Source organism: Mucilaginibacter aureus, assembly GCF_053514885.1.
Genome location: NZ_CP170601.1, coordinates 1,109,591 through 1,130,509, shown reverse-complemented (window position 1 = coordinate 1,130,509; position 20,919 = coordinate 1,109,591). Strand labels below are relative to the sequence as shown.

The 20,919-nt window shown below is 44.2% G+C and carries 19 protein-coding genes; 7 read left to right on the top strand and 12 right to left on the bottom strand.

The window, feature by feature from the left end:
* Window positions 1-65: 65 nt before the first annotated feature.
* From ACFGVR_RS04730 to ACFGVR_RS04720, 3 genes are all read left to right on the top strand, one after another.
* Complete coding sequence (locus ACFGVR_RS04730; RefSeq protein WP_448701484.1) at window positions 66-257, top strand: hypothetical protein; 192 nt, start codon at window positions 66-68, stop codon at window positions 255-257.
* Window positions 258-300: 43 nt separating this feature from the next.
* Window positions 301-1,821, top strand: coding sequence for a hypothetical protein (locus tag ACFGVR_RS04725; RefSeq protein ID WP_448701483.1), 1,521 nt, complete (start codon window positions 301-303; stop codon window positions 1,819-1,821).
* A gap of 140 nt (window positions 1,822-1,961) precedes the next feature.
* On the top strand, window positions 1,962-2,489 hold the full coding sequence (locus ACFGVR_RS04720) for an ExbD/TolR family protein (protein WP_448701482.1): 528 nt from the start codon (window positions 1,962-1,964) through the stop codon (window positions 2,487-2,489).
* A 28-nt stretch (window positions 2,490-2,517) separates the two neighbouring features.
* Here ACFGVR_RS04720 and ACFGVR_RS04715 read toward each other — a convergent pair whose 3' ends face one another.
* Entirely contained in the window at window positions 2,518-3,837 is a 1,320-nt protein-coding gene (locus ACFGVR_RS04715) for a zinc dependent phospholipase C family protein (RefSeq protein ID WP_448701481.1), read from the bottom strand.
* A 132-nt stretch (window positions 3,838-3,969) separates the two neighbouring features.
* On the opposite strand from ACFGVR_RS04715, the gene ACFGVR_RS04710 reads away from it, so the two are divergent.
* Window positions 3,970-4,395 carry a PepSY-like domain-containing protein gene (locus ACFGVR_RS04710; RefSeq protein WP_448701480.1) on the top strand — a complete coding sequence of 142 codons (426 nt, stop codon included), beginning with the start codon at window positions 3,970-3,972 and terminating at the stop codon, window positions 4,393-4,395.
* 68 nt (window positions 4,396-4,463) lie between these two features.
* Here ACFGVR_RS04710 and ACFGVR_RS04705 read toward each other — a convergent pair whose 3' ends face one another.
* The 7 genes from ACFGVR_RS04705 to ACFGVR_RS04675 all read right to left on the bottom strand — a co-directional run bounded on the left by ACFGVR_RS04705 (window position 4,464) and on the right by ACFGVR_RS04675 (window position 11,894).
* The gene (locus ACFGVR_RS04705; RefSeq protein ID WP_448701478.1) at window positions 4,464-6,644 is read right to left on the bottom strand and encodes an LruC domain-containing protein; all 2,181 of its coding nucleotides are present in this window, start codon (window positions 6,642-6,644) and stop codon (window positions 4,464-4,466) included.
* Window positions 6,645-6,880: 236 nt separating this feature from the next.
* Complete coding sequence (locus tag ACFGVR_RS04700) at window positions 6,881-7,951, bottom strand: glutaminyl-peptide cyclotransferase (RefSeq protein ID WP_448701477.1); 1,071 nt, start codon at window positions 7,949-7,951, stop codon at window positions 6,881-6,883.
* Window positions 7,952-7,958: 7 nt separating this feature from the next.
* Window positions 7,959-8,330, bottom strand: coding sequence for a YraN family protein (locus ACFGVR_RS04695; protein ID WP_448701476.1), 372 nt, complete (start codon window positions 8,328-8,330; stop codon window positions 7,959-7,961).
* Complete coding sequence (gene dnaG / locus ACFGVR_RS04690) at window positions 8,330-10,267, bottom strand: DNA primase (RefSeq protein WP_448701475.1); 1,938 nt, start codon at window positions 10,265-10,267, stop codon at window positions 8,330-8,332. The genes ACFGVR_RS04695 and dnaG overlap by 1 nt, the downstream gene beginning before the upstream one ends.
* A 14-nt stretch (window positions 10,268-10,281) precedes the next feature.
* The gene (locus ACFGVR_RS04685) at window positions 10,282-10,665 is read right to left on the bottom strand and encodes a helix-turn-helix domain-containing protein (RefSeq protein ID WP_448701474.1); all 384 of its coding nucleotides are present in this window, start codon (window positions 10,663-10,665) and stop codon (window positions 10,282-10,284) included.
* Window positions 10,666-10,667: 2 nt separating this feature from the next.
* Entirely contained in the window at window positions 10,668-10,991 is a 324-nt protein-coding gene (locus ACFGVR_RS04680) for a type II toxin-antitoxin system HigB family toxin (RefSeq protein WP_448701473.1), read from the bottom strand.
* Between the two features lie 36 nt (window positions 10,992-11,027).
* Entirely contained in the window at window positions 11,028-11,894 is an 867-nt protein-coding gene (locus ACFGVR_RS04675) for a DMT family transporter (protein ID WP_448701472.1), read from the bottom strand.
* A 142-nt stretch (window positions 11,895-12,036) separates the two neighbouring features.
* Between ACFGVR_RS04675 and ACFGVR_RS04670 the strand changes: the two genes are divergently transcribed.
* The 3 genes from ACFGVR_RS04670 to ACFGVR_RS04660 all read left to right on the top strand — a co-directional run bounded on the left by ACFGVR_RS04670 (window position 12,037) and on the right by ACFGVR_RS04660 (window position 14,530).
* Complete coding sequence (locus ACFGVR_RS04670) at window positions 12,037-12,546, top strand: DUF6252 family protein (protein WP_448701471.1); 510 nt, start codon at window positions 12,037-12,039, stop codon at window positions 12,544-12,546.
* Between the two features lie 31 nt (window positions 12,547-12,577).
* Window positions 12,578-14,014 (top strand): asparagine--tRNA ligase, encoded by a 1,437-nt coding sequence (gene asnS / locus ACFGVR_RS04665; RefSeq protein ID WP_448701470.1) that lies wholly within the window; start codon window positions 12,578-12,580, stop codon window positions 14,012-14,014.
* Between the two features lie 111 nt (window positions 14,015-14,125).
* The gene (locus tag ACFGVR_RS04660; RefSeq protein WP_448701469.1) at window positions 14,126-14,530 is read left to right on the top strand and encodes a hypothetical protein; all 405 of its coding nucleotides are present in this window, start codon (window positions 14,126-14,128) and stop codon (window positions 14,528-14,530) included.
* Between the two features lie 67 nt (window positions 14,531-14,597).
* Here the strand turns inward: ACFGVR_RS04660 and ACFGVR_RS04655 are convergent, their stop codons facing one another.
* From ACFGVR_RS04655 to secA, 4 genes are all read right to left on the bottom strand, one after another.
* Entirely contained in the window at window positions 14,598-15,551 is a 954-nt protein-coding gene (locus ACFGVR_RS04655; RefSeq protein ID WP_448701468.1) for a hypothetical protein, read from the bottom strand.
* Window positions 15,552-15,707: 156 nt separating this feature from the next.
* Complete coding sequence (locus tag ACFGVR_RS04650) at window positions 15,708-16,892, bottom strand: M20 metallopeptidase family protein (protein ID WP_448701467.1); 1,185 nt, start codon at window positions 16,890-16,892, stop codon at window positions 15,708-15,710.
* A complete protein-coding gene (locus ACFGVR_RS04645; protein WP_448701465.1) occupies window positions 16,885-17,343 on the bottom strand; it encodes an SPOR domain-containing protein in 459 nt (152 codons plus the stop codon). The genes ACFGVR_RS04650 and ACFGVR_RS04645 overlap by 8 nt, the downstream gene beginning before the upstream one ends.
* A gap of 41 nt (window positions 17,344-17,384) precedes the next feature.
* Window positions 17,385-20,690 carry a preprotein translocase subunit SecA gene (secA, locus tag ACFGVR_RS04640; RefSeq protein WP_448701463.1) on the bottom strand — a complete coding sequence of 1,102 codons (3,306 nt, stop codon included), beginning with the start codon at window positions 20,688-20,690 and terminating at the stop codon, window positions 17,385-17,387.
* Between the last annotated feature and the right edge of the window lie 229 nt (window positions 20,691-20,919).

The window sequence follows — 20,919 nt, the reverse complement described above, 5'->3', positions numbered from 1 at the left end:
AAAAACGCTAATTGAAGGGTTACGGATATTAATGTCGGCCATTTTTTTTAATTTCGGCGGCTTTTATGAATAAAATTCACTACCTGCTGTTGCTTATTGTATCTATTAGTTTAAACAGTTGTTTCGTTATTGGTGCGGCTGTAAAGCTGGGTTATGAAATGGGCGTATTGGTTTTCAGGTTAAAAATGTTCTCGGCATTTATAATTTTAGGACTAATTATTTGGGTATTGATCAAGCGTACACAGAAAAGAAAGTAAAACAGGATATTGATCTTATAGTTTATAGTTTAGATAAAATTTTATGGCCGCAGGTTCAACCATTCGTAATTTTGCTACTAAACACCTTGATGCTTTAATAGCAGCCGCGGCAGGCTTTATACTGATCCATATTTATACCCGGTACAGCGGTGTGGGCATCTCGCCCGATAGCATCATGTACATAAGCACCGCCCGTAATTTAAACGATGGCTTGGGCTATCTATACTTCGGCGGCAAGCCCATTGTAGCTTTCCCGGTGTTTTATCCCACGTTTTTAGCCATAGCGCAGTTTTTTACCCATACCGATCCCGTCAGGATGGGCCCATACCTGGATGGTTTGTTGTTTGGCACGCTCATTTTCCTTTCCGGCGTCATTATGGAGCGGTTCAGGCTCACATCAAAAATATATAAATGGATTATCCTGCTGGCCATTGTGCTAAGCCCCTCGCTGCTTGAAATCTATACCTACCTCTGGTCCGAAACTCTGTTTATGGTTTGGGTGCTGGTGTTCATCATGGTATACCATCGTTATGCGCAAACCCATACTATTAAATCGCTGGTTATATTGGCAATTGTTACCGCTTTGGCATTAATTACCCGTTATGCCGGTGTTACGCTGGTAGGCACGGGCGGTATGCTTTTACTGTTCGATCATCAGCTTAAGCTTAAAGATAAGGTTCGCCACATTTTAATTTTCGACAGCATTTCGGTTTCGTTATTAATTGCCAACCTGGTACGCAATAACCTGGTTACCCATACCGGCACCGGCCCAAGGTATAAGTCGCTTACTTCCCTTTCGGAGAATATGCACTATTTCGGTACCGTAATGTGCGATTGGTTTACCTTTGGCCAAAAGGCTTATGGACTGGCGTTTACTATTACATTGTTGCTGATAGCGGCTTTCATCATCTTGTTTTTGTATAACGCGTTCAGTAACCGCGCTATGTACACCAGTTACGAAAACATTGCGTTGGCCTTCTTTATCGTGTATGCCTTGTTCATGATCCTCTCGGCTACCATCAGCCGTTACGAACGTCTCAATAACCGCTTGCTTTCGCACCTGTTTGTTCCGTTTCTATGGGGATGTACTTTCTGGATCCCGGGTCTTATCCGCAAGGCAGCGGCTAAATACCACGTCCCATTAACTGTTTTGGCAGTAAGTATTGGCTTGTTGTTTGCCTATGGCGAATACAAAAGGGATTGGCAGCGTTATGACGATGAGTGCGATTACGGGATCCCCGGTTATGCTGATGACGACTGGAACAAATCGGACATGATCAACCAGATGAAAACGCACCTGGAGTTGTTTAAACCCGGTTATAAGGTGTATAACAATGCCTGCGAAGCGTTCTACTACTTTACCGGCCTCGGGTCCGAATATATCCCGCATAAAAACGACCCGGCAGCTATCCGCAAGTTTTACGCGCAGTCGCATTTTTACGTCGTGTATTTTGATAAACTGCCCGATCCGGCCCTGCTTACGCTCAAAGATATACAGCAGCACAAGGCCATGACATTGATATTTCAGAGTGCCGATGGCTGCATTTACGAATGCGATCATTGAGCGAATAACCACACCAATTATTCATTAAATATTTTTAACGGCAACCGCAACAATTGCGTAACGCTAAGCGTTTTAAGTGTAAATAACCAACCCAACCCGGTTATTTAATCAACCAATTTATTCACCTAAATCGCAACATCATGGCCGAGCTAAACTCATCACCCGAAAAAACCGGTGGTAAAACCCCGCGTAAAAAATTAAATGCCCGTGTTGATCTGACCGCTATGGTCGATCTGGCGTTTTTGCTCATTACTTTTTTTATGTTGACCACATCGCTGCAAAAGCCAAAAATGTTTAACCTGGCTGTGCCTGATAATAGTGAACCCGGAGGCCTTCCGGTACCGGCCAGTCGTAGTATGACGATCGATATTGGTAAGGATGGTAAAGTCCTGTCTTTTCGTGGTATGCCCGATCAGCCGCTTACTGAACCCAAAGTCACCTCTGATGGTAACAAAGGGATTGGCATTGCTATAATTGAGATGAAAAAGCTCATAGAATCTTCAACTAATAAAGACATGATTGTATTGGTTAAAGCAAGCGATCATTCAGTATATAATAACCTTGTTAATGTCTTAGATGAGATGAGCATTGCCGGTATCGAGCGATATGCTGTTACCGATATCCAACCTAAAGACGTTGACATGCTAAAACAGCATAACGCATATTAACAATAATCATAAAAGGGCGGTAATTTAATTACTGCCCTTTTGCTTTTTCCGGCTTATCCGGCGGGAAGGTTTTCAGCGTATCCATTTTTATAGTGGGCGCAACCTTTAACTCCTGCAAAGCCGCGTAGGTCTTTTTCCATTCATCGGGTTTCTTTTTGGCATAAGCCACGGTATCGGGGGTATTGTAAAACAACAGGATGTTTTGTTTTAAGGGTTTTGATAAATTATCAAATTTCTTATCCTTCAATTTCAATACCAGGTCATTGTAGGTGTCGTCGGTCAGGCCGTATTCGCCCAGTTTGGTTGGTTTGCCGGTATCAAAATCGATATCGGGGAGGGTTAGCTGGTTATTATCTAATTTTGCCAGCGCTATGTTATAATGCACTAAAATACTATCAAAGCTTTGTGCAAAACGCTTTTCGCCCTCCGCGCCCGGCGGTATAAATTTTAAAGATTTTAACGGGCCTACTTTGGGTAATATTTTTATCACAAAAGCCATTACCCGGCTGCCAAAGTTTGGCTTTTCATAATCTTTTCCAAACTCCTCATAATAATTTTTTCTGCTCATCCTATACTTAAAGCTCCGGGCCGTGGCAGTAGGGTTTATTTTTTTGATTTCGTCTTTTTTTAATTGCCAGGCGGTTTTAGCCAAACCAGGGAAGATATTTTTTACCGTCCAACGGAATGTTGAAATAGCCAGGGCAAGATCGCCGAATACCGAATTGATATCCTCGCCGTAAGTACGTAAAAAAGCACGCTCTAAAACGGGTCTGGCTACGTTAAAGCCAATAAAATTATGATAGGCTGACGAAGCGTAATTTCCTCTTGCTGTTTGCAATACATCAAACGCAAACTCAAGCCTGCTGTGCGATGTACGGTCTTCTTCATAGGTAACCACATCGCCAAATTTTTGCTTTATTTTAGGATATACCATCGGGACAACCACGTTTGTAGCTAACGAATGGCCGTATTTATCGGCCATATAGTGCGATAAAGCGCCCAGGGCAAATGCATATTCATTCAGTGTTTCCGACTGGTTGATCAATGCCATCACAAAGTCGCCGCTGCGCACGTAATGCGCCAGGTCGGTATAATAAGTGCTCCCAAACGGATAATAACCCATGTCGGCTATTAACGCTCCGCCGTAGGCATAAGAGTGCGCAACTTTCAGTTCGTCATCGGTGCTGTTGGGATAATTCTTTTTGAGCAGGGGCAACAGGTGTTTTTCCCAACTCGCATCAATTAATGCCTCGTGTGCCAGTACGGCATATCCTTTTGATGACAACGGGATAAACATCCCGATAGTAAGTAAAAGGAATAAACATCTTTTAAAATATACAGGGTTCATCAACTTTTTAATCGGCTTTAACTTCGTATTAATACACAAAGCCGTCTAATTGTTTTACCAACAGGCAATAAGTACAGGTTTTTTACAGAATCGGTTATTATAATTGGGTATAAACAATAAACATTAAAAGGTATGAGAAAAACATTTTTAATTGCCATGGCATTAGGTTGCGGTGCTTTTACAGCAATGGCCCAGGATGTAAAACCAAAGGATGTACCGGCAGCCGTAAAAGCCGGGCTGGCAAAAAAATACCCGGCTGCCACTAAAGTAACCTGGGAAAAAGAAAAAGGTAATTACGAGGCTAACTGGGGCGGCAAATCGGGCGAGGATAACTCTGCTGTTTTTACCCCGGCAGGCGTGTTTGTTGAGATTGTAAATGCCATACCGGTAAGCAGTTTACCTAAGCCGGTTGCGCCTTATATAAAGGAGCACTATAAAACGCCAATTAAGGAGGCTGGTAAGGTTACTGATGCTGCGGGCAAATTAACTTATGAAGCCGAGATCAAAGGGAAGGACCTGATCTTTGACGAGACCGGAAAATTTATAAAGGTGGATTAAAATGCTCACTAAATCAAAAAAGCCGCCCGGATTCCGGGCGGCTTTTTTGATGATATATGCTGGTCTGATTAGTGTGTGTATATCAGGCTTGTGTTTCTGTATCCTGCTGCGGTATTGCTGTACCAGTCGGTATATGTTGTACCGCCCGATTGTGCCCATGCTGCAAAGTGCAGGTAAGCCGTGGTGATATCGGCAGTTTCAATAGGATAGCTGAATGTTGCCGGTACACTAATGGCATAAGGTAAGCCTGTAGTTGTTACATAGTATCTTGAAGCTGCTACGTTAGTGTTATCAGAACCTGTGCCGAACAAACTTTGGTCGGCCAGTGTGGTTGGTGTTTTACCCCAAAGGTGAACTTCGCGCCTTTTGTTATCGCTGCCCATGTTCCAGATGAATGGATTGTAACCGTCCTGGCCAAAGGTGCTCAGGGTTGGGCCATTAGCTACGTTAAAGGTGATACTGTCTTTTACTATTGGCGACTGAGCAACACCCGGTTGAGTATTCCAGTTAGACATTACCGAACGCATGTTTGAGAATAAGGTAACAACTGCCTTTGTTTGGCCGGCTTCTAATGTGCCGCGGGTTAAACCGCTTACACTGGCACGGGTTACCGGGAACTCAACTCCGAAGCCGTTACCGTAAGTACCACCGGTTGCTAATAAGCTATATTTACCTGTAACCTGTACCACTACGTTTGCAGCATTGGTTACTACGCTGTAACTGTAAGACATTACTAAGTCGTTCAAATCAAAGTCGCCTTTGTTTGGCCATTGATCTTCAAAAGCTACTGTACCTGCGCCGCCCGAGCTTACATAAGCTTTAGTAGCGTCATGTGGATAAGCATCCAGGTTGTCCGGTACACCGTCGCCATCGGTATCTACAACAGCGGGTGTGCCATTACCATCCGGATTACAGCCTGATTTTGCGATATATAAGCTGCAATCGTTAGTTGCACCATTTTTTAAGTAAATATCGCTTACGTTGGTGCCTGCGCAAACTGATACCGGGCCGGTAATATTTGCCCCCGAATTTTGGATACTGGTGGTGCCTGTAATTTTAACTAATGATGTGCTGCCGTTACCTGCAATGGTTGAGCCATCTAAAATAAAGTTATTGGTTTTCAGCATAGCGCCGTTGTACAGGTTTAATGTGGTGCTGCTGTTGATGGTAGAAGTACCGCCAACTTTAATATAGCTGTAGTTTTTAATTGCTGAGCTTTGGTTGTAGTTAGCACTTACATATAAAGCGCAGTTGTTGGTAAATACACCTGCACCGCCATTTTGCTGGAAGTTGGTGCTTACATTCATTACACCGTTATTAGTAGCCTGTGCTGATGAGCCATTGTTAAAACTTCCGCTGATGTTCATGGTGCCATTGTTGGTCATTGCACCGGCGTTACTATTGATGTTAAAATCGCTGGTTACGTTCATGGTGCCGTAGTTGTTAACGATACCGTTATCAGGAAAAGCGCCATTGTAATTAACGGTACCCCAGTTTGATAAGGTTGAAGTTGACGAGTTAAAGTTAACACCGCTCATATTTACCGAACCATTGGTAGTAACCAATACAGTTGAGCCATTTGAGAAGTTGTAGTTAGATAAAGTTACATTGCTGCCGCATACCCTTACTGTACCGCCGTTAACACCTGCAAAACTTACAGTAATGTTGCTGCCTGTTATGCAAATCACATCGCCGTTGTTTACGTTAACGTTGTTAGTGCTGGTTGTAATGGTAGTTGTGCAGCCGCTGTTACAATCGGGGCTGGCCGGTGTAGTACCGCCTAATGTTTGCAATTTGCCTCCAACTGTTGTTTTATCAGCAGTTACCGTTGGATCGATAGCGCCGAACGAAACCGCGATATCCGAAAGGCCTACGTTTACTTTTTGAACGATCTGCGACTTATCAGGAGAGGTTTTTACAACGTATAACGAAGTAGTTACAGTTGGGATATAAATTTTGGTAGTAAATGGTGTAGCTGTAGTAGCCGAACCGGTTGCTAATAAAACACCGCCGTTAAATGGGTCGCCGTTGTAAATGGTGATACGGTGTACCGCAGCTGCAAAACGGGTATCGGTAATACTTGCGGTTACGGTTAGATTTTTTGAGCTCGACCAGTCAAAGTTATCCGGTACCTGTATGGCATTGGTTCCGGTTACTGGTGGTTGATCAGGCGAGTTGTTGACATCTTTTTTACAAGATGAAATAGCGAATGCTCCAAATAAAGCGGCTATTAGTAGTAATTTTTTCATTGGAAAATATGGACGTAATTTACTTTATACTTAAACAGGGTGACATATACGACAATGATTAAGCAAAAGTTGTTCCGATACGTTAATTAACAGATCAATATGTTTTTTGTGTTTTATCCATGTTTAAAATTCCCCAGGTTGGGGAATTGGTTACACGAACGCCACGTTTTTTTGGGAAAATGTGGTTAACAGGGTTAAAAATAAGGAGTTGCATTTAACCTGACAACAACTGACCGTTATTTTTTGATAAATGTTACCTGGTACAGATGCGGCCATTTTTTTCCTGTTACAAAAATGCGTTTTCCCTTGGCATCCCAGGCAATGCCGTTCAATACATTTTGCTCATTATCATAACCGGCCGGGCGTTGCGATAGCGGCCAAAGATCCTTCATGTTTATCCTTTGCAGCACCGCGCCGTTTTTAGGGTTGATCACCAGGATCAGGTCGGTAGTATACACATTGGCATATATTTTACCATTAATGTATTCCAGTTCGTTAACACCATTAACCGGGCCCTGATCATCATAAACATCGATAAAGCTTTCGGGCATATAGGTGTCTTTATTTAACATAAATATGCGGTTGGTGCTGTCGTCGTTTAAAATGTGTTTACCGTCAAAGCACATCCCCCAGCCTTCGCGGCCCCAGTTGTATGGTATGGTACTAAGCAACTTAAACGTGTTCTTATCATATACAAAAGCTGTTTTTTCGCGATAGGTGAGCATCAGTATTTTATCGCCTACCGTGGCAATGCCCTCGCCGAAATACTGGTCGGCAAGTTTTGCCGATTGCAGTTTTTTACCCGTTTTCAGATCAACTTTTAACAGGTAAGATTCCTTCTCCAAACCCGTACTCTCAAAAAAATAATCGCCGTCATGGTATTCCAGCCCCTCGGTGTACGACCCCATATCATGTGGAAATACCTTGTCTACTTTATAAGTATACTCCACCGGTGGTAATGCCGCCTTTAATATCACATTGGTCGACACTTCTTCCACCTTGCCGGCTTTATAAAAGCGTGCGGTAACCAATTTAGAGCCGCAGGTTAACGAGTCGGTTTTAATTTGGGCAGCCAGGGTATCCTTACGGGATGTGTTTCTCACCGAATCGATCAGGTAAACAACCGAATCGGCCACGGTGCGTGCTGATGAGGAAACTTTAACTGTTATCAGGTCGCCCAATCTGTAGGCAGAGCCTGCATCGGGAGTTATAGAGAGTACTTCGGGCCCGGTTGGTTTACAACCGTTAAAAATGCTGATGGCTAAAAAGGTAAATGCTGCTATAAGTAAGCCTGATCTTAATTTCATGGTACTGTTAAATTGTAGGCGACGGCCAAAAGGCATCGGGGATATGTTTTAATGTATGTGTGTTTTTATTGTCGAACAAAATGGAAACAATATCGAACCTTGCATCGCCCGTGTGCTCCATCAGGTAAATATATTCATTTGCCGCATCAGCCAGTAATTTTTGTTTACGGGCATCCACAAAATCTTCGGGTTCGCCAAACCAGTTGCCGGTACGGGCCTTAACCTCAACAAATATGATGGTTTTATTGTAGTAGGCTACCAGGTCTATCTCGGCTTTACCATGCGTCCAGTTCTCATCCATAATTTCATAACCCAAGCCTTCCAAATGTGTTTTGGCTAATTGCTCGCCCAGGCGGCCAAGATCAAGGTGGGTTGCCATTATTCGGTAATTACAATGCCTAAGTAATCGGTAATGGTTTTTTGCACTTTCTTCATATGCAAAAACTGGCTCAGCAAAATTTCCTCCTCTTCCGGAATTTTAGTAGCCTGCAACTGCTTTTGCAGATCGCGCAGTATTACACCCACCTTTTGCTTTTTTAAGTGGAAGATGGCGGTCAATATGGTTGCCTTCATGTTTTTGGTTTCATCGCTGGTTGCTATCTTATGCATATCATACCAGTTATGGCTCAGCACATATTGCGATAGCAACAGCGTGATCACCACATCGGCTACCTGTTTGTTGCTGTGGTTGATAAAGAAAGTTTCATCGGGCAAATTACCCTTCTCCACTTCTTTATGGTAAATGTCGACAAACTCTTTATAAACTGCATGCTCAAGGGTTACATCGTTTAAACTGGCAATCATAAACGGCCCGATATAGGTATTGGCAATATCGTCCCAGTTAATGAGCTGATTACCATACGTGATGAGCAGGCGCACAATTTCCTTTTCCTGGGTTTCAAAGGGCTCGGCCTTTTCTAAAAATACCGATTCGGCAGGCGGTGCAGCATCATATTCTTCCTGGGCTTCCCGGTTGGCTTTATTTTGCTGTTGCTGATAATCCTTTTTGCCTTTGGCAGTACGCATTTTATTGAGCTCGGATATCAGCGAACGCTCTTCGATCTCCAATATGTGGCTACACTCTTTTAAAAATACCGATGCCTTGATCGAGTCGGGTATTTTGGCAATGCTCTCTACCACCTCGCGGATAACCTCGGCCTTGCGGATGGGGTCGTTTCCGGCTTCCTTTAGCAGGATATTGGTTTTGTAAAGGATAAAATCCTTTTTATTTTGCTCGATGTAGTTTTTAAAACCTGAGCTGCCTAGCAAACGCACATACGAATCCGGATCGTGCCCGTCGGGGAACAGAACCACTTTTACGTTCAGGCCCTCTTCCAATATCAGGTCCAATCCCCGTAAGGAAGCCTTGATACCTGCCGCATCGCCATCATAAAGTATGGTAATGTTTTTGGTGAGGCGGCCAATTAGCCTGATCTGCTCGACAGTAAGTGAGGTGCCCGATGAAGCCACCACGTTTTCAATGCCCGATTGATGTACCGAGATCACATCGGCATAGCCTTCAACCAGGTAACAGTTATCCTGGTCGCGGATGGCTTTTTTGGCAAAAAACAAACCGTAAAGAACGTTCGATTTATGATATATCTCGCTTTCGGGCGAGTTAACGTATTTGGGTACCGATTTGTCGTTCTTCAGCGTGCGGCCGCCGAAGGCAATCACCCGGCCGGTAAAATTATGTATCGGGAACATCACCCGGCCGCGATAACGATCGTAAAGTGTTCCGTTTTCGCGCTTAACGGATAAACCGGTCTCTTCTAAATACTCCTGCTTGTAACCATCTTTGATGGCCTGGCTGCTAAAGGCCTCCCATTGATCTGGCGAGTAACCCAGCTCAAATTTTTTAATGGTAGCATCGGTAAAACCACGCTCTTTGTAATAGCTTAACGCGATGGCCTTGCCGTCGTCGGTATCCCAAAGGCTTTTCTCAAAAAATTTGGAAGCATAGCCGGTAACGATCAGTAAGCTTTCGCGATGGTTTTCGGCCTCACGGTCTTCGGGCGCATCAACGGTTTCTTCCACCTCGATGCCGTATTTTTTGGCGAGCCATTTCAGTGCCTCCGGGTAGCTGAATTTTTCGTGCTCCATTAAAAAGGTAACAGCCGAGCCGCCTATCCCCGATGAAAAATCTTTGAAAATGCCTTTTGCAGGCGATACTGTGAAGGATGGTGTACGCTCATTAGCAAAAGGCGATAAACCGATATAATTGGCCCCGCGCTTTTTTAAGGTCACAAATTCGCCAATCACCTCCACAATATCTGTGGCTTCCATTATACGGTCGACGGTGTGTTTGAGAATCATGGGTAAGAAAAAGATTAGGCCAGTTTAACTTTCTTTTTTGGTTCAGTTAAAAATGATTCGGCCGGTATTCCTAAAAACTCATGCAGGCCCCTCACCATTTTTAAAGTTAACTCTTTCTTTCCCGAAAGTACAGATGATACATATCCCTTTGAACCGATTATTGGTTCAAGATCTTTTTGTTTTAAACCTTTTTCTTCCAACTTAAGTTTAATAAGTTCGATAGGGTCAACTTCCGGTATTTGATAATGACGATCTTCATAATCTTTCACTAACAATAAAAGCAGTTCAAGTTCATCACTTTCTGGTGTACCTTCAGGTATATTAAAAAGCGCTATTGCCCTTTCTAAAGCAATATCATATTCATCTTCTGTTTTTAAAATCTTCCAGTTAGTTTCCATGATCAGTCTCTTTTGTTAGGGTTTCCAAGATGCTTAACGATGGCAACGTCAATTTTATCATATTCAGAATGTGTGCCAAACCAAATTACATATAACGCCTGTCGTCTAAAATCAAATGAAACAACTAAGCGAAATGAATTGCCTTTAATGTTAAATACAACCCTATTGTTTGCTACTACACTTGCATTTCTGTAAACATCTTTTAACTCATTGAAATTTTGAAAGCTGGCTTTTGAAATTTCATCATACCAACTATTTAATGAATTGGCAGCAAGCGGATACAAATTAGCGTAGTAAAGTATAGTCCGCCGGGTGATTATATTCATTATACAAATTTAATCAAAAGTTTACCAATAGAAAACTTATTTTTGGATTTTGTGAAGTGTTTTCTTTTTCACAAACGTAACCCCGATACCCACCAATACAATTGCGCCGCCAACTAATTCGATAAAATCCACACGCTCATTGAGCATAAGCCAGGCCAGCAATGCTGTGGCTACGGTTTGCCCTAACAAGGCGATAGATACCCGGGTCGAATCCATGTGGTGGATGACATAATTGATAGTTAGCCAACCAATAAGCTGGCAAACAATACCCAATATGATGAGAATAAGCCAGGTGTGGGCACTGTAGTTTAAGAGTTGGTCACCTTCAAAAAGGCAGTAAACACCCAATGCAACGGTTGAGGCAAGCATACTGTAAAACATAAACACAATGGAATCAATGCGCGCCAGTACATCTTTAGTGAGCAAAATATAAATCGCGTAAAGCACGCTCGAACCAAGGGCATATAAAACGCCTTCGTTCAGTTTTAGGCTTAGTACATTTTGCAGCCCAACCAAAATACACATGCCGCTTATCGCGATAAGCGTACCGAGCCAAAAACTGGCGCCGGGTTGCTTTTTGAGGATCAGTAAACTCAATATCCCTACCCAAACCGGGGCAAGGTTAGCTATCAGGGTTGAGATGGTGGCCGTTGATTTAAGGATGGAAATATTCCACACCGCGATATCCAATGCGAAAACCAACCCGCCAACCAGCGCAATACCCAAGGCCCTTGCCGGGATGCGCAGGTTTTTATAAAACAGGCAGTAAGGCGCCAGTATAATAAAGCCGAAAAACATACGGTAAAAGGCGGCGCTTAATGCAGATAGCGGCACCAATTTTACAAATATGGGCGAAAAGGCAATACATAAAATGCCCACAAAAAGGCTAAGTTTCGGATTCATACGGAGGTCAATTGGCGCAGCAAACTTATAAAGGTTTACTTAATGGCGAAACATACGGGCCATCAATAAAAGAAAAATGACGACAATATTGAAGTTTGTAGCGTTTGCGCTACGGTTTGCGTAATGTTATAAAACCATAAACATGAGAAAGTTATTACCTCTATTGATGATCGCATGCCTGATACTTAACGCAAGCTGTAAGAAAGTAAAAGAAGAGCAGCGACTCTGCGGCTGTGTGGCTCCGCCACCTCATGCATTCATCTCTGCGCAAAAGAACGGCACATGGTGGCCTGTTGCATATTTCTCCGCAATAGTTCAAGATAGCCTGAAAATAACAGCGAATACCAATAATAATGAGGTATTAGGTATTACCATTAAATATAATGGAATTGGCCAATATACTTTAACGGGTAGCCAGGTCTATTATCATAATACAACCTCTTCCCTGGGAACTTTTTCTAACTTAAGTAATTACATGTTGGATAACACCGCGGTAAATACTCTTGTTATTTCTAAATATGACCCGTCGAGAAATGCCATTGGCGGAACGTTTAGCTTAAATTTGATCAAAACTTATGACGCTACAAATACCGGGTTTCCGCAAAATGTAAACTTTTTGAATGGAACTTTCAACTTACCGTTAGCTAAATAATTGTATTTTTGCGGCTCAATAATTATTAATAATGAGCCAGAGAATCAAGATCAAAGCACTATTGACCGGCGAATTGGTCGGTAAGGAAGTAACTGTCAAAGGATGGGTACGCGCATTTCGTCAAAATCGTTTTATCGCTTTAAATGATGGCTCAACAAATAATACCCTGCAAATTGTTGTCGATTTTGAAAATACCGACCCGGTACTGCTTAAACGTATTACCGTTGGCGCGGCCATCAGCGTAACCGGTACATTGGTTGCCTCGCAGGGCCAGGGCCAAACGGTTGAATTGCCTGCTGCCAAACTGGAGGTTTTAGGCGACAGCGACCCGGAAAAATATCCTATCCAACCCAAAAAACACAGCCTTGAGTTTTTACGCGAAAATGCACATTTGCGTTTCCGTACCAATACTTTTGGCGCCATATTCCGTGTGCGTAACACGCTGTCTTTCGCTATACACCAGTTTTTGCAGGAAAAAGGTTTTGTATACCTGCATACCCCGGTTATCACAGCTTCGGACGCTGAGGGCGCGGGCGAGACCTTCCACGTTACCAACTTCGATCTGGAAAACATCCCTAAAACCGATACCGGCGAGATCGATTACAAGCAGGACTTTTTTGGCCGTGCTACCAACCTAACCGTATCAGGCCAGCTGGAAGGTGAGCTTGGCGCGATGGCCTTGAGCGATATTTACACTTTCGGCCCAACTTTCCGCGCCGAAAACTCGAATACTACCCGCCATTTAGCCGAGTTTTGGATGATAGAGCCCGAAATGGCTTTTTACGATCTGAAAGACAACGCCGACCTGGCCGAAGAGATGTTGAAATACGTGATCAAAAGCGCGCTGGATAAAAACAAGGAGGATCTGGACTTTTTAAGTCAGCGGTTAGCCGATGAAGAAAAACAGAAACCGCAAAACGAGCGCTCAGAAATGAGCCTGCTGGATAAGCTGCAGTTCTGTTTGGATAACGATTTTGAACGGATCACCTATACCGAAGCCATCAGTATTTTGCGCGAATCATCGCACAATAAAAAGAAAAAATTCCAATACCTGATAGAAGGCTGGGGCGCCGATCTGCAAAGCGAACATGAGCGTTACCTGGTTGAAAAACACTTTAAAAAGCCGGTTATCCTGACTGATTATCCCAAAGAGATCAAATCGTTTTACATGCGCCAGAACGAGGATGGTAAAACCGTAGCCGCTATGGATATCCTGTTCCCGGGGATTGGCGAGATCATCGGCGGCTCGCAGCGTGAAGAGCGTTTGGATAAATTGGAGCAGCGCATGGACGAACTGGGCATCCCGAAAGACGAGCTATGGTGGTACCTGGATACCCGCCGCTTTGGCACCTGTCCGCATGCCGGCTTTGGCCTGGGCTTTGAGCGTTTGGTGCTGTTTGTTACCGGCATGGGTAACATCCGCGACGTGATACCTTTCCCAAGGTTCCCTAAAAATGCGGAGTTCTGACCGCTGATTTTTTATGATTACACTGATTATTTGAAGAGCATATTTTTAATATGCTCTTTTTTTTGTAGCGTTTGGGTTAGCGGTACCGTATGGGTATATAAATTAACTGTTATGAAAAAGTATTTACTGATCGCCTGCCTTTTAGTTTTAGCAGCCTGCAAAAAAGACAATGATGTTGCTCCGCAAGGCAGCTATATTAGCGCTAACGGTACTTGGATATCTGTTGCTGATGCACAATGGTATCTTACCAGGATTGGTAATAGAGGTGGCGAAATACACCTGAAGCTAAATGGCAGTACCAACGCAGGTATGATTACGCTCCGCGGCTTCGGTGATGGCGTTATCAATGATTCTCCATTGCCCATTGATAACAAAACCTTTAGTACTGATGCCGGGATCTCCTTTTCTATGTCGGGCGTACCTCCGGGAAAATTTGTAGCCAGCACTCAATTAACGGCCCATCGGGGCAACGATGTGTTTACGATCACCTTAAAAAGCGATTCGTTAAAGTATTGAGCCGGACAGACACCAATTAATTTGTATACCGATCAACGCTTGTTCCCTCTTTAGGCGGTTAGGGGGCTTATTCCTTCTTATAATTCTTATGCACTATCAAAAAGCTGGCGCGTTCTTCTTTATGCAGCGGTACATCCCAATTGCCCTGGTAGGTTATTTTAACGGGTAAAAGCTCACCGTTGTAGTTGTTGCATTCAATGTTCATCTGCACGTTAAAGTCGACTAAGAAATTATGAAACTTTAAGTCGATATACCGGCCCAGTATCTGGAAGGTGCGTGCATCAAAAATGGTGGTTATCTCTTTGATCATCACATCATCATCAGCGGTGCTGGGCTTGGGCGTTATCCTGAACCGGTAAACCGGGATAGTATCCAGGTATATGGCATGCGAAAACTGGTACATGTAAAACTGTCGCAAATCGGGGCCGAAGATCTCTGTTTTACCGCTGATGAACGGGATACCGTTTACCCTGCGCCCGGGCATGAATACAAGCGTTTTGAGTTTGGCCTTATAGCCTTCGTTTTTACCATTGCCAATAGGCGCATCGCCTTTGATAAAGTCGGAGTTGTAGGCGTTCATAAAAATATAGTCGAACATCTCTGCCGTGTACAACTCATATTTGCCGTTCTTTTTAAAAACCGCGCCGCTGTCCCGTTTGGCCAGGTACTCCATTTTATGCGCGCCTTTTGCATTGCTGTGGTGTATCTTGCGATAGATCCTGCCGTCAACCTTATTTTTTTTATCGTAAGTAAATATCCGGTTCTCGGCATCAAAGGCATACTTCTTCATGTTACGGAAAGCCATATAAAAGCCGGTATCGGCCAGCATGGCATCAATAAAATCCTGCGCGTTTAGCTTATGCGATTTGATGTTCACCAGGTTGCTGTCGATCACGATGGTGCGCAGTGTATCGGGGTTAAACCGTTTGATTTGCTGGGCCTGAGCGTTGATAGCCGACGTACATATCAACACGGCAATAACTACAAACAATCTGGTTATAGCGGGTGTAAAAAATTTCATGTGTAGTCTTACCGTTTTTTATGTAAATAATAGTTGGCCAAAGGTCTTGAAAAACAAATTATTAAAATATGATATCGAACACTTTGTGTTAAAATTAAAAAGCCTCAAAGGAACGCTTTGAAGCTTTGATATTTATCTCGGAATAATCTGTGGTCATTAATTTCCAAGCTGCTTTAACGCGATATAAGCCATCAAACCGGTGCTTAGTTCCAAAGCCGTTTCGTCAATATCAAAAGTTGGCGTGTGTACCGACGAGGTAATGCCGCGCTCTTCGTTACGGGTGCCCAAACGGTAAAAACAAGCATCAGATACCTGCGAGTAATACGCAAAATCTTCGGCGGCCATCCAGATATCCAGGTCGAGCACGTTGTCTTTACCTAAGTAATCTTCGGCAAAGCCGCGTGCGCTGGCGGTCAATTTTTCTTCGTTGATGAGGTAGGGGTAGCCGTGCATAATATTAAACTCGCAGCTACCGCCCATGCTTTCGGCAATGCCTTCGGCCATTTTTTTCATTTTTATATGAGCCTCTTTGCGCCATTGTTCATCCATGGTACGGAAGGTGCCCTCGAGTTTTACCTCGTTCGGTATTACATTGGTAGCGCCATTGGCAATCACTTTACCAAACGAAAGCACCGATGGCGATTTTGGATCGTTACTGCGGCTGATGATGGTTTGCAGCGCCACCAAAATATGCGCGGTAATAATTACCGGGTCGATGTTTTGCTGCGGTTGCGCGCCGTGTCCGCCTTTCCCGGTAACGGTAACATAAAGTTCATCTGTAGAGGCCATATATTTCCCTGCACGGAAGCCCACTTTGCCGGCGTCTATCAAAGGCATTACATGCTGCCCCATTACCGCCTGGGGCTTTGGGTTTTCTAAAACACCTTCTTTGATCATAACACTGGCGCCGCCGGGTAAACGCTCTTCGGCCGGCTGAAAAATAAATTTTACCGTGCCCCCAAATTCTTCCTTTAATTCGGTTAGTATTTTGGCTGTACCTAATAATGATGAGGTGTGCACATCGTGCCCGCAGGCGTGCATCACACCCACATTGGTTGATTTATAAGCCACATTGTTAGCCTCGGTTATCGGCAGGGCGTCCATATCCGCGCGCAGCGCAACAACCCGGTCGGATGGTTTACCGCCTTTTAACAGACCTACCAAACCAGTATCGGCCATATGCTCGTAAGGTATGCCCAGGGCATCTAATTGTTTGGCAACAAAAGCCGAGGTATTGTATTCGTTAAACGATAATTCGGGGTTGGCGTGGATATGCCTGCGGTTAGCAACTACATCGTTAAAAATAGTTTTTGATAGCTGCTGTATTTTTTCTTTAATCATCACTGTCTGTTTTAGGCAGGTTAATTTTTTCGGGTATGATAATAAGCGAGGTGAACTGTTTGCGCAACTGCTCCATCAGGCGCGATGCTTCCAAGCGGCTTTTAAAATCGCCGGCCTTTACCTTAAAGTTAGGCTCGCTATACATGATGTAGGTTTTAATATCGGGATACAGCTCATTAAACTTAGCCTGGGCATTATAGGCCTCGGTACGGTTTGAGCCCATAAAAAACTGTACCCTGAAACCATTACCTGAGTTGGAAGATTGCCCGCTGTTAGGCAGTTTGCTCAACTCTGCCCGTTTAGCCAGTACGGTATCTATCCGCGGGTCCTTAACCACGGTAACCGTTCCGCGGGTTTGCGCTAAAGCGGATACCGATAGTAAAACAAAAAAAGCAATACCACATGTTTTAGCAGCTAAGCTTAATAACGATATGGTATTGCTTTGTTTCATATACTCCAAGTTAAATTCCCCCTTAAGGGGGTTAGGGGGCTTTACGCCACCCCTACGCCGTGGCAGTTTTTATATTTTTTACCACTGCCGCATGGACAAGGGTCGTTACGGCCAATTTTTTGCTCAACCTTAACCGGCATTTGCTTTTGCTGCTCACGGGTATCGCCAAAACCATCGGGTATGCCATTGCTTTCATGTGCAACCTCGGCCTTGCTGGTGCGCATTTTGCGCAAATCCAACTTAGGTTGCGGCCTTGCTTCGCGTACTTCTTCGGGCTGCTGCATTGGTATACCGCCACGGTATAAAAAGCTTACGATCTCTTTATTGGTATTGGCCAGCATCTGGCGGAAAAGCTCAAATGCCTCAAATTTATACACCAATAACGGATCCTTTTGCTCATAAACCGCGTTTTGTACCGATTGTTTCAACTCGTCCATCTCGCGCAGGTGCTCTTTCCAATCGTCGTCTATCAGCGCAAGCGTTACATTCTTTTCAAACGATTTAAATACTTCCAGGCCATGGTTATCGATAGCTTTCTTTAAAGGTACAGCCACCTGCATGCCATGCACACCATCGGTAAACGGAACAATAATGTTCTCAATTTCCTGACGGGTATCATAAACATCTTTTAATACCGGGTATGCCTGTGCGGCGATGGCTTCGGCTTTGCGTTTATAAAAATCGGTTACCTCGGCAAATATCCTGTCGGTTAGTTTAGGGATGGTCAGGGTATCAAACTCCTCGTCGGTCAAATCCGGGTCAACCGAGAACAAACGGATGATCTCCAGTTTAAAGCCTTCAAAGTTTTTAGCTTCTTTGTATTCGTTAACCACATCGTCAACCACATCAAAAGTGGTGTTGCTCAAATCAACATCCAAACGTTCGCCAAACAGGGCGTTTTTACGTTTGGTGTAAATTACGGTACGCTGCGAGTTCATCACATCATCAAACTCCAGCAAGCGCTTACGGATACCGAAGTTATTTTCTTCAACTTTCTTTTGGGCGCGCTCTATCGAGTTGGTGATCATTGAGTGCTGGATCACTTCGCCTTCTTCAATACCCATTTTTACCATCAGGCCCGAGATACGCTCAGATCCGAATAAACGCATCAGGTTATCTTCTAATGATACAAAAAACTGCGATGAACCCGGGTCACCCTGGCGACCGGCACGGCCACGCAACTGGCGGTCAACACGGCGCGACTCGTGGCGCTCGGTACCTACAATGGCTAAACCACCGGCTTCTTTAACGCCTGGGCCTAATTTGATATCCGTACCACGGCCAGCCATATTGGTTGCTATAGTAACCGTTCCGGCCTGACCGGCTTCGGCAACAATGTCAGCCTCTTTTTGGTGCATTTTGGCGTTCAGTACGTTGTGTTTAATGCCGCGCATTTTTAACATACGGCTCAGTAACTCCGAGATCTCAACCGAAGTTGTACCTACCAGCACCGGGCGGCCGGCTGTTGTGAGCTTTACAATTTCTTCGGCAACGGCATTATATTTTTCGCGGGTGGTACGGTATACCAGATCCTGCTCGTCTTTACGCGAAGTTGGGGTGTTGGTTGGTATTTCAACCACATCCAGTTTATAGATCTGCCAAAACTCGCCGGCTTCGGTAACGGCAGTACCCGTCATACCGCAAAGCTTGTGGTACATCCTAAAGTAGTTTTGCAGCGTAATGGTCGCAAAGGTTTGCGATGCATCTTCAACCTTCACATTTTCTTTTGCTTCAATAGCCTGGTGTAAGCCATCGCTGTAACGGCGGCCATCCAATACACGGCCGGTTTGCTCGTCTACAATTTTAACCTTGCCATCATCTAAAATGTATTCAACATCTTTTTCGAATAAGGTATAGGCTTTTAATAACTGGTTAACCGAGTGGATACGCTCCGACTTGATCGAAAAATCGCGGATCATGGCGTCTTTCTGTGCTATCTTTTCCTCATTGCTCAGGCTCGATTTTTCAATTTCGGCAATTTCGGTACCTACGTCAGGCATCACAAAAAAGTGCGGGTCTTCGCCCGATGCTGTGATCAGCTCGATACCTTTTTCGGTCAGCTCAACCTGGTTGTTCTTTTCGTCGATCACAAAAAACAGTTCAGAGTCAACCTTCGGCATCTCCTTGCCCGAATCCTGCATGTAGTAGTTTTCGGTTTTTTGCAGCACGGTTTTGTTACCGCCTTCGCTCAAAAACTTAATTAAGGCTTTGTTTTTCGGTAAACCGCGATGTGCGCGTAGCAGGGCAAGGCCACCATCATCAGTTCCGGTCTTGCCGTTGTTGATCTGATTCTTAGCTTCGTTTAATACACCCTGAACATAAGTTTTCTGGGCGTTTACCAAACGCTCAATACGTGGTTTCAATTCATAAAACTCGTGTTCATCGCCGCGGGGTATAGGTCCCGATATAATTAAAGGTGTACGGGCATCGTCAATTAAAACCGAGTCGACCTCATCCACCATGGCATAATGTAACTTGCGTTGCACCAACTCTTCGGGGCTGCGTGTCATATTGTCACGCAGGTAGTCAAAACCAAACTCGTTGTTAGTGCCAAAAGTAATATCGGCAAGGTAAGCTGCACGCCGTTCTTCGCTGCTTGGCTCGTGGCGGTCAATACAATCAACCGATAAGCCGTGAAACTCATATAACGGGCCCATCCACTCGCTGTCGCGTCGTGCCAGGTAATCGTTCACGGTTACAATATGCACACCTTGTCCGGCAAGTGCATTTAAGTATGCAGGTAAGGTAGCAACCAGCGTTTTACCCTCACCAGTGGCCATTTCGGATATTTTGCCCTGGTGCAATACCACACCGCCAATCAGCTGAACATCATAGTGAACCATGTTCCAGGTCACCTCGTTACCGGCGGCAATCCAGGTATTATGGTGTATGGCTTTTGATCCGCTGATCACCACATTTTTTTTACGGGCAGCCAGGTCACGGTCAAACTGGGTGGCAGTAACTTCCAGCGTTTTGTTTTCGGCCAAACGGCGCGCGGTTTCTTTAACCACGGCAAAAGCTTCGGGCAGTATTTCCAGCAATATTACTTCGAGCGTTTTATTGCGGTCTTTTTCTAATTTGTCCAGTTCGGTGTACAGGTCAACCTTTTCGCTAACCTCCAGGTCCGGGTTATCAACCTGTTCTTTAACGCTTTGTATCTGAGCGTCAATTTCGGCGAGGCCGTTTTTTATTCTTTCCTTAAAATCAACGGTTTTGTCGCGCAGCTCATCATTGCTGATGTCGCCAAGCTTTGAAAACTCATTTTTGATCTTTTCAACTATAGGTAATATACTTTTGACGTCTCTGTCCGATTTGCTTCCGAAAAGCTTGCTGATAAATCCCAACATGGTTTATAATTTGAAATTAAAATATGGCTTAATCAACAATTAAGCCACAGGCTATTAAAAGCCATTATGACAGGCGAAATTACGGTTTAATGCCGAAAGTTTTGAATTAAATGTGCGAATATGGAAGATGGATGAGGTAAGATGGAAGATGGCCGTGACAGAGTGTTTTTTTCGGTATTTTGATTCAATCCTTCAGTCATTGTTATTCGGGCGTTACCTGCGGCCCGGG